This is a genomic window from Methanosphaera sp. (assembly GCF_016282985.1).
Taxonomy (GTDB): Archaea; Methanobacteriota; Methanobacteria; order Methanobacteriales; family Methanobacteriaceae; genus Methanosphaera.
The window spans coordinates 14410-28561 of sequence record NZ_JAEELZ010000116.1; the positions used below are offsets into that span (position 1 = coordinate 14410).

Sequence of the window (14152 nt, forward strand, 5' to 3'; positions counted from 1 at the left end):
TTTATTTATAGTTACTAAATAAAAAAATTTTCTTAATAGAATATCATTTATAATTTAAAAAATAGAATATTAAATATTTAAAAATAAAAAAAAATATGAAGGTTAAAATATGGTATCAAAAAAGAAAATAGTTCTTGCCATAATCCTTATCTTACTTATAGCTATTGTTGCAGCAGGATTTTCCTTTTTTATGAATTATCAGCAAGGTAAGTCAGAGTTTCAAGGAAAACATAATGTTTTAGTATTATGTACAGATCCGACAGAACAAAGAGCAGGAGTTGGTGCAGTAGACATGGCATTTATTATTGAATTAAATGATGGTCAATTGGGTGAAGTAACTCCAGTATATCCTGGAGGATTATATGATCCATCCCTTACACCACCAGCAGATTTGAGAAGTGAAGGTGTATCTCAATGGTATCTTCATGACTCTTTATGGACAGAGAATTTAGAGGAAGGTACTCAAAGAGCACAACAAATTGTTAAATACAATACAGGAGAAGACTCTGATATTGTAGTAGTAGTTACACCTGATGCTATTGATGCAATGATTAATACTGTCGGACCAGTATATTCAAATGGCCAAGAAGTTACTACTGATTCACTAGAATTCTTACGTAATGACCAGGATGAAAATGGTGCAACCAGAGGTGACGCTATAGAAGGTTTAGCTGATGGAATAATCAATGCTACTAAAAGTAGTGGTAAAAAAGTTGATTTACTAAGTACAGTCACCGACCAGTATTCAAAAGGAAACATACGAGTTGTTCCTCAAAATGTTTTCGAAAAATTAATTGCTTATGCTGGAATTACAAATATGTTATCATGAATCTATTGATTCATATTCCTTTTTTTTTAAAAAAAAAATAATGAAATTATCAATAATTTATAAATTATAATTCAAAAGCTTTTTCATTTACCTGTTGAATTATTTCCTGTTCATTGATAGTTTTTAACTCCTTATTTTCTAATAATATTTTTCCATTACAAATTACTGTATCCACATCAGTTCCTAATGAAGAGTAAATGATATTACTCAATGCATTACGTACAGGAGTCATATGTGGAACTAATGTATCCACTAAAATAATATCTGCCAATTTACCTTCTTCTAAAGAACCTGCATTAATGCCTAATGCCTGTGCACCATTTTTAGTAGCCATTTTAAAAGTATCTTTTGTTGGTAATACCTGTGGATTAAGTGTGTTAACTTTCTGTAAAAAAGCAGTTAATTTCATTTCACTAAACATATCCAAATTGTTATTTGAAGATACACCATCTGTTCCAATACCAACATTAACTCCATTTTCCAAATATTTTGTTATTGGTGCTATACCAGAAGCTAATTTCATATTACTTGAGGGATTATGGGCAATAGATACCTGTTTTTCTTTGATAATATTCATTTCATCATCAGTAGGCCATACACCATGTGCAGCAATTGTGTTTGAATCTAAAACACCAATACTGTCCAAATATTCAAAAGGAGTTTTTCCAGTATTGTTTTTAATATCGTTTACTTCTTTTTTAGTTTCCGAAACGTGAATATGTAATTTTAAATCGTGTTTAGAAGCCAATTCCTTAGATTTGATAAGTAACTCTTCAGAACAGGTATAAGGAGCATGAGGTGCCACTGCAACAGAAACCCTATTTTCACAAGTTTGATGACAGTTTTTAATCAATTTTTCAGATTCTTTTAATTCTGATTTCATTTTTTCATCATCAAATAAATCAATCATACCATAACCTAAAACGGCCCTCATACCTGATTCATCCACAGCTTTAGCTGTTTCTTCCATGAAAAAATACATGTCATTAAAAGTTGTTGTTCCTGTCTTGATCATTTCAGCCATGGCCAACTTTGAACCTAAATACACCAATTCATCATTTAGATTAGCTTCTTTAGGCCAAATATATTCTTCTAACCAAGTTTGTAAACTTTGATCATCACCAACACCCCTTAATAAAGTCATTGCAACATGAGAATGAGTGTTGATTAAACCAGGCATAGTTATTTTATTAGAACCATCTATTATTATTTCGGCGTCATTATCATTTAAAGAATTACTTATCTCCTGAATGGTATCATCCACTACCAATACTGAAGATTTTTCAATTTCGTCGGATATGATTGTTGTGTCTTTTATTAAAATACTAGTTGTTTCTGCCATAATATCACGTGAATAAATTTAATTTCTTTATAAAATGTTAGTTTAAGTCAAATAAATAAAAACATAATCTATTTTATAATCTATTTTAATAGATTAATATATGTTTAAAGAATTCATAATGGATAATTTTTTTTATTTACATCCGGGTTATACCACATTCAATACTATCATATTTGGATTGATATTGGGTATGATAATATTGGGAATTATAAAAATTTTTAACAAAATTGATAAGGACCCCTTAGATTTAGTTTATCCCCTAATTCCAATTATCCTATTTGGATCAACAAGCAGAGCATTGGTTGATAACCATATTTATCCCAGAATACATCTACTGGCAACACCCGGAATATACATTTTCATAGGATTACTGACCATTTTAATATTAATCATTAGTATAATAATTGAAAAACATTCAAACATAAAATATTCCAACATTATAACAATTTTTGGCAGCATAATCCTTATTCCAAACATAATTTTAATAATTATTCATGGCATAAATCTGGAAATAACTATATTTGAACTGTTGATATGGTTTTTCATTTCAGGAATATTTATATTATTAAGAAATAATATTAAACTTCTGAATAATAAAGGCAATTTGGAAGTTCTTTCCGCACATATATTTGACGCAACCTCAACTTTTGTTGCAATGGACTTTTTCGGATACTATGAACAACACGTTTTACCTACATTTTTAATTAATATGTCCGGAACTGCTTTGATAATGTATCCTCTAAAAATCGGAATAATCCTATTAATTTTATATATAATAGATAAAGAAGTTGATGAAAAAACTACAAACCATATGTTAAAATTAGCAATTTACATATTAGGATTAGCACCAGGAATTCGTAATTTTACAACATTAATAATTTCTTTAGTTTAAAAACTAAAAATAAGAATAATTTACTTTTTTTTATTAAAATCTGAATAATAAATTAGATAAGATTATATAAAATGATAAAAATAATAGTATTATAAACTAAATGGAGTGAAAAAAATATGACATTCAACCCACCATCAGATGTTATGATTTATGACACCACTCTCAGAGATGGTGAACAAACACCTGGTGTTACGATAACAACTGATGAAAAAATTGTAGTAGCAGATAAATTAGACAAATTAGGTGTAGATGTTATCGAATTGGGTTTCCCAGCAGCATCTCCAGGAGAACAAAGAACATTTAAAGAGGCAGCAAAACAAGGCTTTGATGCACAGATTAGTGGATTAGCCAGAGCATTACCTGTCGACATTGATAAAGCAATCGATTCTGATGCAGAATACATTCACACATTCATAGGAACATCACCACTTCATAGAGAATATAAGCTCAAAATGAGTAAAGAAGAAATATTAAACAAAGCAGTTTCTGCAGTTGATTATATTAAAGACCACGGCATAGTTGCAGAATTTTCATGTGAAGATGCAACAAGAACAGAACTTGATTACCTATTAGAAGTATTTGGAGCAGTCCAAGAAGCAAAAGTAGATAAAATTAACGTTCCGGACACCGTAGGAGTTACAATACCTTCTAAAATGAATGAACTCATAACAAACATTAAAGAAGTTATTCATGTTCCAATTAGTGTTCATTGCCACAATGATTTTGGTTTAGCTGTTGCAAACTCTTTAGCAGCTATTGAAGCAGGTGCACAACAGGCACAATGTACTATCAACGGTCTTGGAGAAAGAGCAGGAAATGCATCTCTTGAAGAAATTGTAATGACTTTAAAGAAAGCATACAACATCAATACAAACATTAACACAGAACTTCTTGTAAACACATCAGAAACTGTTTCAAGAATTTCTGGAGTAAAAATGCCACCAAACAAAGCTATTGTCGGTGAAAATGCATTTGCACATGAAGCAGGTATACACGTTCAAGGTGTTTTAGAAAACAGTAACACATATGAAGCATTTTATCCTGAAGAAGTAGGACATAAAAGAAGAATTGTTTTAGGTAAATTAACTGGAGCTAATGCTATTAAATCAAAACTTGAAGAATATAACATTAACCTTGATGATGAACAATTCGATGAATTATTCAAAAAAGTTAAAGCCATGGGAGATTCTGGAAAAACCATTACCGATATTGATTTCAGATCCGTTGCAGAAGCAATCCAAGGTAAACCTACTGTTGAAAGAATAAAATTATTAGGTATTAGTGTTATGACTGGTGACAGCACTTTACCAACAGCCACCGTCAAATTAGATTTAGATGGAGAAGTTAAATATAGGGCTGAAACAGGTGTTGGTCCAGTAGATGCAGCATTAAATGCTATACAATCTTTAGTAAATGAAATTGTTAAATTTGAATTAGAAGAATACCACATTGAAGCAATTACTGGCGGAACAAATGCATTAGGTGAAGTATTTGTAATTACTGTTGACGATGAAGGCAACAAAGCCACCGGCAGGGCAACTGATGAAGACATAGTTAAAGCAAGTATAGATGCTATATTAAGTTCAACAAATAAACTATTGATGTTAAGAGATTAAATTAAACTTTATTTATTATTTACTTTATTTTTTTAAAGTGATACTTTGTTAAAAGCTTAAATAAGTAAAAAATCATTAAAAATATAAATATAATGTAAGTTATAAATTATATTATAAAATTATGGAGGAACAAAAATGGCAGAAGAAAATATCGTATACATTGGAAACAAACCAGTAATGAACTACGTTTTAGCTGTAGTTACACAAATGAACAGTGGAGTAACAGAAGTAATATTAAAAGCAAGAGGTAGAGCTATTAGTAGAGCAGTAGATGTAGCTGAAATCGTAAGAAACCGATTTATTTCTGATGTGGAAGTTAAAAGTATAGACATCAGCACAGAAGAAATTGTTGGAAACGAAGGAACTTCCTCCAACGTATCTGCAATCGAAATAAGATTAAGTAAATAATCTTATTTACCACTTTTTTATCTAATTTTAAAACTTTAAAATAATAACTCCTTTTTTTGAGAAATCTGATTTTTTTTAAAAATAAACAAATTAATTTTTACAGTAAATATTATCTTTTTTTAATTAACTCTTAAAAATAGTTTTTAATATATGAAATGTGCAATATCGTTTTTTAAAAAAAAATGAAGAATGATTAAACATTCTTCCGTTTATCAAATACAAATTTTTTAATAGCCAGTATTAAAGCAACAAGGATAACTCCAATTATTACAAGATAATACGAATATACACTTGTTGGACCAACCTGTTGATCCGTGTTCAATGAGTAAACATTTCCATCTTCAGAAGCCATGAATAAAGAACCGCCACTAGTTACTGGTGAAGCAGAGATACTTCCTGCAAAATTATCTATATATCCCGGATTAAATGTCCAAACATTTTGACCAGTAAACTTGTTAAGCATTAACATATTACCTGCTGAAGTTCCAACAGCTATATTATTTCCAAATATGGATGGTGTGGAATTTATAGAATTACCTGTTTTAACTTCCCATTTTTTAAGTCCATCCCTCATATCCAATGCTAAAATATTTCCTTTTTCAGTAGCAACATATACAGTGGATTGTCTTTCATCAACAGATGGAGAAGATATTACTGAAGATCCTGCATTATAAATCCAAACTTCCTCACCATTTTCTCCATCCAAAGCATAAACCTGATTATCTGATGAACCAATAAATACAGTACCATTAACAACAGCAGGTGATGATTTTACATCATCCCCCACATCATAATCCCATTTTAAAGAACCATCATCAGTAGAAACTGCATATATTTTATCATCATCGGAACCAAAGTATAATGTACCATTACTTATTGATGGAGAAGATTGAATATTATCTTCAGTTTTATATTGCCACTCCAATGAACCGTTGTCTCTATTGATTGCATGTAAAATTCCATCGTCGGAACCAAAGTATACTTTTTCGGAATCTAATGCCGGTGAAGATTTTATACTGTCTCCAGCTTTATATTTCCAATTTTCTTTACCGTTATCTGTATTTATAGAATACAAATAGCTGTCATCGGAACCAACATATAATGTATTTCCTGAAACTGCACAACTTGAATGAATAGCATCATTTGTTGTAAAATTCCACAAAATACTTCCATCTTGAGGATCCAATGCATATACTGTTCCTGCTTGAGTTCCTACAAATAACTTGTCACCACACAATACAGGAGTTGTGGTAACCGCGCCATCCAATTGAACTGTCCATGTTTGAGTTGAAAAAGATGTGTCCTGTTTAACATAACCTGTATGTCGATTATTATCCTGAAACATAGGCCAATCAGCAGCAGCCATAGAAGATAAACTTCCCACAAATACTAAAAGTATTATAAAACAAATACTGAATTTTTTAAAATGAAACATACCCTATCCTCCTAAATATCCCTATTAAATCTAACAACACCAACTATAAAGAATAATGCTGTAAACATCAACAATACCACTAAATCCATTGCAATTGAACTTAAACCAGCACCCTGCAACATTACTGCACGAAAAGCATCTTCAGCATAAGTTAATGGTAAAATATATGATATTTTCTGTAATAACCAAGGCATTGTCTCTTTTGGGAAAAATACACCACATATAAACATCATAGGTATTGCTAAAGGCATAACTATCTGAATATAATCTTCCTGAGTTTTAGCTGTTGCAGAAATCATCATAGCAAATCCAACGAAACATAAAACTGAAATTAACATAACTAATATCAATAAAGCCAGACTTCCATTTAATACCACATTGAATATTAACATTGCAGACAATATTAAAATTATTGCTCTTATCATTTCTTTAACTACCTGAGAAATGATTTTTCCAGTAAGTACTGAAGAAATACTTGTTGGAGTCATGAATAATCTAGCTAATTCTCCTCTTTCACGTTCACCTGCAATTGAATCACCTAAACCTAACATTGAAGACATAAACATTGTCATTGCAAGTACTCCAGGTAATAAAAAGTCAATATATTCAATTTCACCATAAATTTTATTTATTTGAAGTTTTATTGCCTGTTTCATTGATGTTAGTTGATTTGTATTTCTATTGGCTGATGCTATTTTATTTATTTCTATTTGTTCAGATAATGATGCGAATATTCGTTGAGTAGTCGGTACCACCATCTGAGTTGTCATTTGATCAGAAGAATCAATATAAAGAATAGCATTTCTCGAACCATCCTTTTCAAAGTCAGAGGATAAAATTATAGCCGATTTAACTTCACCCTTATCAACCATCTTTTTTGCTTCATCAGGATCTGATAAAATATCTTTAACCTCAAAAGTCTTATCTTCTTTTATTGCATTTATGGCTTGATCAGTAATATAACCTGACGTTTGTTTAACTATAACAACAGGAGTATTTTCTACTGTTCCACCCATTCCCCATCCACAAAGCGCAATCATCAGAATAGGAAACAAAATCAATGATACAAATTGTACTTTATGTCTCCACAAGGTTAATAAATCCTTTTTTATCATCCACCATATTTTTTTACGTTCCATCATTTATCCTCCTCCTTGATTTAGCAGTTATTGCTACAAAAACATCCTCAAGAGTCGGATCGTTTGTTTTTATTGAAGCAATATTTCCACCATTTTTCAATATAGTGCTAATTACTTCATTTACTGATGTTTCTGAACGTTTTAAAGAAATATTCAAACGAGTATTACCCAAAGTAGTTACTTCTTGTACAACATCCAAGTTTTCTAAAGAATTTAACATATCTTCATTAATATTTGACACCAATACGGTAACTTTTTCACTTTCATCAGTTAATGAGGATTTAAGACCATTTATTTGTTCTTTATTTTCATCAATTCCTTCCTGTTCTAATTTGAAAATTGATTCTCTGATTTGTTTATTATTTTCTTCAATATTACTCAACAACTGGTCTTTTAATCCTTGAGGAGTGTCATTAGCTACAACTTTTCCAGAATCAATAATATTTATGTTATCACATATCTTATCCACTTCATACATATCATGAGAACATAAGATTATTGTACGTCCTTCTTCATTCAAATCAACCATCAAATCCCATAATACCCGTTTAGTGGTAGGATCCAAACCTACTGTTGGTTCATCCAAAAATAATATGTCCGGACTATGTACTAAACTTGCAACAACAGATGTTTTTTGTTGCATTCCCCCGGATAATTGTTTAACATACTTATCCTGAGCGTATTTAATATCTACCAGTTCCAACAAATCATCAATTTTTTTATCTTTTGTTGATTGGTCAACATTATAGAAATCGGCACATAATTCCACATTTTCACGGACTGTTAAATCTTTGTATAAACTGACCATTTGTGGAACCATACCAATCCTATTTCTCACCTCATCCGGCTCTTTTGTTATATCAAAACCTGCAACTTTAGCTTCACCACTTGTTTTAGGAATTAAACAGGTTAACATTTTTATTGTAGTAGTTTTTCCGGCACCGTTAGGTCCAAGTATACCTCCTATTGTTTTATTCTCAACAAATAAGTTAAGATTATCCACAGCTTTAAAATTGTTATCATATACCTTGACCAAATCATTCGTTTCAATTGCATATTTCATTACCTCACCCCCTCTTTAAAGATAAATTCTCTATCATTGAACAACATATCATCAAAGTAAGTTATTAGAGTATCATTTGATGGTCTTTGTTTGATAAATTTTTTAATTGAATTTAATGTAATAATACCTCTTTCAGTTATTTCATACATTTTAACTTTATGATTACCATTATACTCTTCAGAACTAACAATCAATCCATCTTTTTCCAAAGAGTGCAATAAAGGATAAATCGTGCTTCCATGAACTACTTTCACACCCATATTAGAATAGATTTCATTGATTTTAGAAATTATAGCATAGCCATGAATTTTTTCTTGACTAATCAGCCACAACAAGAATATATTCCTAACTCCTTTCATTAAGGAATGTAAGAATTTAGTTTCTAAAAATTGATAATCAATATCATTTTGAAAATCCTCTTCAACCAAAAACCAAACCTCCTACACATTTTTCAACAGTAAGTATAAAATGTTATATATAGAAAATATTATATAAAATTTTTCATATATATTTCTTAGAAATCATAATAAAATAAAAGTAGGAAGCATATTAAAAACATTTAATCCAATATCCAAAGAATAAATTTAATTTATTTGCTTTAAAAGTATCAATAAAAAATATAATAAGTTACTAGTTATAAATACTTAATTAGTATTAAACCTTATTATAATTTTAAAATTAAAGATTGTATTCAAATCCATTACTTTACAACATATGAATCATAGTTTATCCACATATGATTCATTTATTAAATAAATGGAATACAAATCAATAATCATATCCAATTAAGATATGTAATAAACAATTAATTCAAATTCATATAATTAACAATTAAAAGGATATTGATAAATACACCTCAAGGTGAAATTAATGAAAGAAATTGAAGAAATTAAAAATAAGTTAGAAGAACATAATTATATTTCTAATGATCAAATCGATACAACCTTATTTTTAGCATTTGCTTTAAAAAAACCTATATTAATAGAAGGACCTCCCGGAACTGGAAAAACGGAACTTGCAAAAACAATTGCGGACAGTTTTGATAGAGATTTCTTCAGGATTCAATGTTATGAAGGAATAACATTCGAACAGGTTGTTGGAGAATGGAATTATCAGAAACAGTTACTATATTTAGAAATGGCCAGAGAAAATAAAGAGGATTTGACAATATTTTCTGATGAATTCTTTATTCAAAGACCTCTACTCACAGCATTTAGTAATGAAAAACCATCAGTATTATTAATAGATGAAATAGATAAAGCTGATGAAGAATTGGAAAGTTTTTTATTACAAGCTCTTGGTGAAAAAGAGATTACTGTAAACGATTTGGATACATTTACATTGAAAAATGATTTGATAGTTGTTCTTACTTCAAATGCTCAACGTTCTTTACTGGACGAAACTAAAGACAGATGTTTATATTTATACATAGATTACCCTGATTATGAACGTGAAGTTACCATCATTAACAAAAGAGTTCCAACAGCTGAAGACAAGTTAGTTGAAGAAATAGTTGAAAAAACTCAAAAAATAAGAAAACTTGATATAACTAAAAAACCTTCTATAAGAGCAACAGTTGATTGGGTAGAATCACTAATAGCATTGGGTGAAATCCAACCTACTCGTGAAGCATTAGAAAATACATTAAACGTTATAGCAAAAAACGAAGACGACAAAGAACAAATAATTAAGGAAGTTTTAAACAAATATTAAACTCCTTTTTTTAAATTTTTAATTTTGAGAAAATGCAAATATCCCTATAGCAGAAACTTTTTAAAAATCAAGAATATTTAATACTTCTTTTATATCTTTAATAATATAATCTGAATTTTCTTTTAAATTATCCGGCAATTTTTCACCTTGTTGAATAGTTAAAATACCGACATCTGCTTTTTTTATTGCCAAAGAATCATTTGTATGATTTCCAACCATTGTTACATGAGAATATCTTTTTTGTAAACTTGAAACAACTTTTTCTTTACAATTTATGTTACAAGTATGATAAACATTTTCTTCAGGAATATTCAAAATAGAAGCAATTTTTTTAAGAGAATGTTCATTATCCCCCGAGGCTATGTAAACAGGAATTTGCATATCATGAAGTTTTTTGAATAAAAATTCGGTTTTATCAAAAAATAATCCGCCAGCAGTATAAACATATTCAATTTTTTTTTCTGATAAGTTAATTATCATGGCCGATCCACTACAGATTTCTATATCATACCTGTTTATTAAAGCATGAGCCGTTTCTGCGATATCATTAAATGTTGTAGTATCCTGTTCAAGTGCTTCAATTACATCATTTTTAGTAAAATTTTTTTGAGAATAACTTATTTCATATGCTTCCTTATTAATTTTAAGAAAATCTATAATTTTAGTATTCAACTTAATTAAATCTTTAGTTGGAGTTTGAAAAACAAGAATTATATTATTTTCATTTTTATTAGCAATACCAATAGTATTTGTTTCAAAAATAATATTATTTGTAGACATATCTTTTAAAGAAGTTACTCTTTTAAGGATTGTGCCTGCATTATCAAAAACTATTGCTTTCATAAATAACAACTTTAAAAAAAATGAATTAAAAAAAAAGTAAGGGAAGTTATAATTGAGTTGCTTCTTCTCCTTGGATGTAGAATAATTTTTCATATAAGAATACTTTGTCAGGACATATTCTTTCACATCTTAAACATGCACTTCCATTACAGAAGTCAGAACGGATTGTTGCAACACCATCATTGATTTTTAAAGCATCTTCAGGACATTCGTTTTCACATGCTTTACAATTTGTACAACCTTCTACTTTATTTTCAAGTTTTGTACCTACTTCTTCAATAATGGATAAACCGTTAATACCTATGTCAGGAATATCACTTTCATAAATTCTATGAATTTCAGGATCTTCTTCAAGTTCAGGTAAGTTTCCGTAACCGTAACTTTCTAACCATTCATCATATTTCCATAAAGGCATGTTTTGTTCACATACTGCTAATTCTAATCCGTATATTTTTTCAAATACTTCTGATGTTGCTAATGTGATATGGTTACCTTGCATTCCATCAGCAATTTCTTGTAACTCTTGTAATAAGTCAGGATTTTCTACAATATCTCTTGCCATTGCTAATGAAGTGTTACCAATTTGATAAATATCCCATGAGTTTGCCGGAATTTGACCAACAGTTAAAGATTTCAATGGGTCTACATAGAAACCTGATGCACCTGCCATATATACTGCATCGATATCATCGAAATCAATACCTGATTCTACACATAATGTAATGTGAGCAGCTCTGAATGCACCTAAAGCTTTACCTATTTCTGTTAAATCTTTTTCGGATAAGTATACACCATCTTGTAAGTTAAGTTTGTCGTTAGGTGTGTTAATGTCAGGTATGGAAATAACGCTTTGTTCTGTACCTAAACTGTATGCTGAAATTACTCCAGTACCTGTAATACCTCTTGCTTTTGTATCATTGTCTCTTGGTTTAACAACGGTACCGTCAGCAATATTTATTATATCCCCGTCAACAACTTTTAAATCACTGTTTAATACTTTCATTTGCCAATCGGTTCCTTCTGGTGCTACATCAGAAATAGCTCCAGGTGAAGCTAACATACCACATTCAATTGCTTGTCCTTCCATAGCAGGACCTGCTGCAGCTGAACAGGAGTAAATTTCACCATCAATAACTAATGCGATTTCTGCGTTTGTACCGAAATCAGAAACTAAGTAAATTCCTTCTCTGTTTACAACATCGGATTTTACAAGCATTGCTAATGCGTCAGCACCAATTTCGTGTTTAATTGCCGGAGGAATATATACATCTGCATCAGGATTTATATCTAAATCAATATCTCCTGGTTTAATGATTTGTGAGTTTCTTTTTGGTGGTGTAACATTTAATCTTTCCATAGCATTTGTTCCCCAAAATGCTAAATCTCTGATTTCAATGTTTTGGAATAAAGATAATTGAATTGGGTTACCACATACTGCAAATCTTACAATTTTAGATTTATCTATTCCTAATTGATCAACAACTTTATTTACTGCTTCAATAAGAAGCTGATGTGCCTGATCTCCACCCACATTTACTGCAAAGTGTAAGTGATCCATTACGTTTGCACCTGGAATAGGGTGTCTTAATGTTACTGTTGTAGATATTGTACTGTTATCTGAAATATCAATTGCTTGAGCCCTGATACCACTAGTACCAATATCCATTGCTATTGCATATTCTACCATTTTATCATCCTCTAAATTGATCAATATTATTACTTTTTTAAATAGTAATAGTTTACATAATATAACTTTTACTCTAATAAAATATAGGTTCTTTTAAGATATAAAGATGACTCTAATTTAAATTTTTATCTCTGTAAAAAACCTTACTTTCAGTGCAAAATGATAATTACTAAAAATAACTTTCATAAACAGAGCAATTATTTTAATCTACAATGAAATACAACCACATTTTTTAAAAATGTCAAACAACCCGTATTTTCATAGTATTTTATCCAATTAACTTATTATTAAATATTAAAAATGAGTCCCCGACAAAATTATTTTTTTGATAGAATAAAAGTATTACTAAATAATAATAGTAATAATCTTTGTTCTTATTCTAAAAAAAAACATAAGATTATATCTTTTTTTGTCTTTGTTCAAATCAAACAAACAACATTAATATACAATGAAATAATAATAATGATGATGAGATAAAAACATATAAAATTAAAAGAAAAATAAATATTATCATCTTATATATTCTTTGTTTAAATCCCCATCCAACATTATCTTTTTATGTGTATGATTATTTTTTGTTATATAAGTTTGATTTTAGCTGGAGCGGACTGTACCCACTTACACAGTCGTTCATTATTGAATTTCTGCTTACTTTTACGTATAATATTACAGGCGGCATTTACATCTGCATTAATAAGTATTCCTTTCAACGTTTTATATAATCCTCGTTTGATTCTTTTTCCTTTGAACTCATATTTATTTTGTTTTTTCTGATTTTCTTCATATGCTGGTAATATGTCGTTGTCTAGGAAGCTGCTTTTGCTTGTATATGATTCTTCCTGAATAATCAGTGTTATATCATGTAATTGGCATTGTGTTTCCAGTTTTTCTTTGAATTGTTTGAAAGCATAATGTGAAAATATCTGATTCTGTATGGGCCCAATATTGGATTTATATTGGAAATTCTTGTTATAACCCAATATTATAGTACCAACATCCTGTTTTCTGCATAAGTCTATGATGAAACGTGTTGCATGGTTTAGGAAGTTATTTTGTATGCCTTTAAATTTGTTATTTATGTTATCGATTCTTTTGGATTTTTTTAGTCCCTGTTTGTTTAGTTTTGATTGGTACTTTGCTGTTTTTTTGCATTTGAAGGCTATTTGATTTTTTAGAAATCTCCCG

General features: G+C 29.6%; 13 protein-coding genes. 5 read left to right on the plus strand and 8 right to left on the minus strand.

Features of this window, described 5'->3' with window-relative positions:
• The first annotated feature begins 109 nt into the window (after window positions 1–109).
• Window positions 110–829 carry a DUF4012 domain-containing protein gene (locus tag QZZ11_RS07245; protein ID WP_292474843.1) on the plus strand — a complete coding sequence of 240 codons (720 nt, stop codon included), beginning with the start codon at window positions 110–112 and terminating at the stop codon, window positions 827–829.
• A 64-nt stretch (window positions 830–893) separates the two neighbouring features.
• Here QZZ11_RS07245 and QZZ11_RS07250 read toward each other — a convergent pair whose 3' ends face one another.
• Entirely contained in the window at window positions 894–2171 is a 1278-nt protein-coding gene (locus tag QZZ11_RS07250) for an amidohydrolase family protein (RefSeq protein WP_292474845.1), read from the minus strand.
• Window positions 2172–2271: 100 nt separating this feature from the next.
• Between QZZ11_RS07250 and QZZ11_RS07255 the strand changes: the two genes are divergently transcribed.
• The 3 genes from QZZ11_RS07255 to albA all read left to right on the plus strand — a co-directional run bounded on the left by QZZ11_RS07255 (window position 2272) and on the right by albA (window position 5087).
• Window positions 2272–3063, plus strand: a complete 792-nt coding sequence (locus tag QZZ11_RS07255) for a DUF63 family protein (protein WP_292474847.1) — start codon at window positions 2272–2274, stop codon at window positions 3061–3063.
• A gap of 116 nt (window positions 3064–3179) precedes the next feature.
• Window positions 3180–4679 (plus strand): 2-isopropylmalate synthase, encoded by a 1500-nt coding sequence (locus QZZ11_RS07260; RefSeq protein ID WP_292474848.1) that lies wholly within the window; start codon window positions 3180–3182, stop codon window positions 4677–4679.
• A gap of 135 nt (window positions 4680–4814) precedes the next feature.
• Window positions 4815–5087, plus strand: a complete 273-nt coding sequence (gene albA / locus QZZ11_RS07265; protein WP_292474850.1) for a DNA-binding protein Alba — start codon at window positions 4815–4817, stop codon at window positions 5085–5087.
• A gap of 193 nt (window positions 5088–5280) precedes the next feature.
• Here albA and QZZ11_RS07270 read toward each other — a convergent pair whose 3' ends face one another.
• The 4 genes from QZZ11_RS07270 to QZZ11_RS07285 are packed head-to-tail and all read right to left on the minus strand — an operon-like array spanning window position 5281 to window position 9152.
• Window positions 5281–6522 (minus strand): PQQ-binding-like beta-propeller repeat protein, encoded by a 1242-nt coding sequence (locus tag QZZ11_RS07270; protein WP_292474852.1) that lies wholly within the window; start codon window positions 6520–6522, stop codon window positions 5281–5283.
• Between the two features lie 11 nt (window positions 6523–6533).
• Window positions 6534–7664, minus strand: a complete 1131-nt coding sequence (locus QZZ11_RS07275; protein ID WP_292474853.1) for an ABC transporter permease — start codon at window positions 7662–7664, stop codon at window positions 6534–6536.
• Window positions 7651–8724, minus strand: coding sequence for an ATP-binding cassette domain-containing protein (locus QZZ11_RS07280; protein ID WP_292474855.1), 1074 nt, complete (start codon window positions 8722–8724; stop codon window positions 7651–7653). Before QZZ11_RS07280 ends, QZZ11_RS07275 begins: the two co-directional genes overlap by 14 nt.
• Entirely contained in the window at window positions 8724–9152 is a 429-nt protein-coding gene (locus QZZ11_RS07285; RefSeq protein ID WP_292474856.1) for a PadR family transcriptional regulator, read from the minus strand. Before QZZ11_RS07285 ends, QZZ11_RS07280 begins: the two co-directional genes overlap by 1 nt.
• Window positions 9153–9594: 442 nt before the next feature.
• Between QZZ11_RS07285 and QZZ11_RS07290 the strand changes: the two genes are divergently transcribed.
• Entirely contained in the window at window positions 9595–10437 is an 843-nt protein-coding gene (locus QZZ11_RS07290; protein WP_292474858.1) for a MoxR family ATPase, read from the plus strand.
• 60 nt (window positions 10438–10497) lie between these two features.
• Here the strand turns inward: QZZ11_RS07290 and QZZ11_RS07295 are convergent, their stop codons facing one another.
• The 3 genes from QZZ11_RS07295 to QZZ11_RS07305 form a co-directional block, all read right to left on the minus strand.
• Window positions 10498–11280 (minus strand): HAD family hydrolase, encoded by a 783-nt coding sequence (locus QZZ11_RS07295; RefSeq protein WP_292474861.1) that lies wholly within the window; start codon window positions 11278–11280, stop codon window positions 10498–10500.
• A 46-nt stretch (window positions 11281–11326) separates the two neighbouring features.
• Window positions 11327–12967 carry a methylamine methyltransferase corrinoid protein reductive activase gene (locus QZZ11_RS07300; RefSeq protein ID WP_292474863.1) on the minus strand — a complete coding sequence of 547 codons (1641 nt, stop codon included), beginning with the start codon at window positions 12965–12967 and terminating at the stop codon, window positions 11327–11329.
• A gap of 578 nt (window positions 12968–13545) precedes the next feature.
• Window positions 13546–14152 (minus strand): IS200/IS605 family accessory protein TnpB-related protein (locus QZZ11_RS07305; protein ID WP_292474864.1); only part of this gene is annotated, 607 nt, incomplete at its 5' end.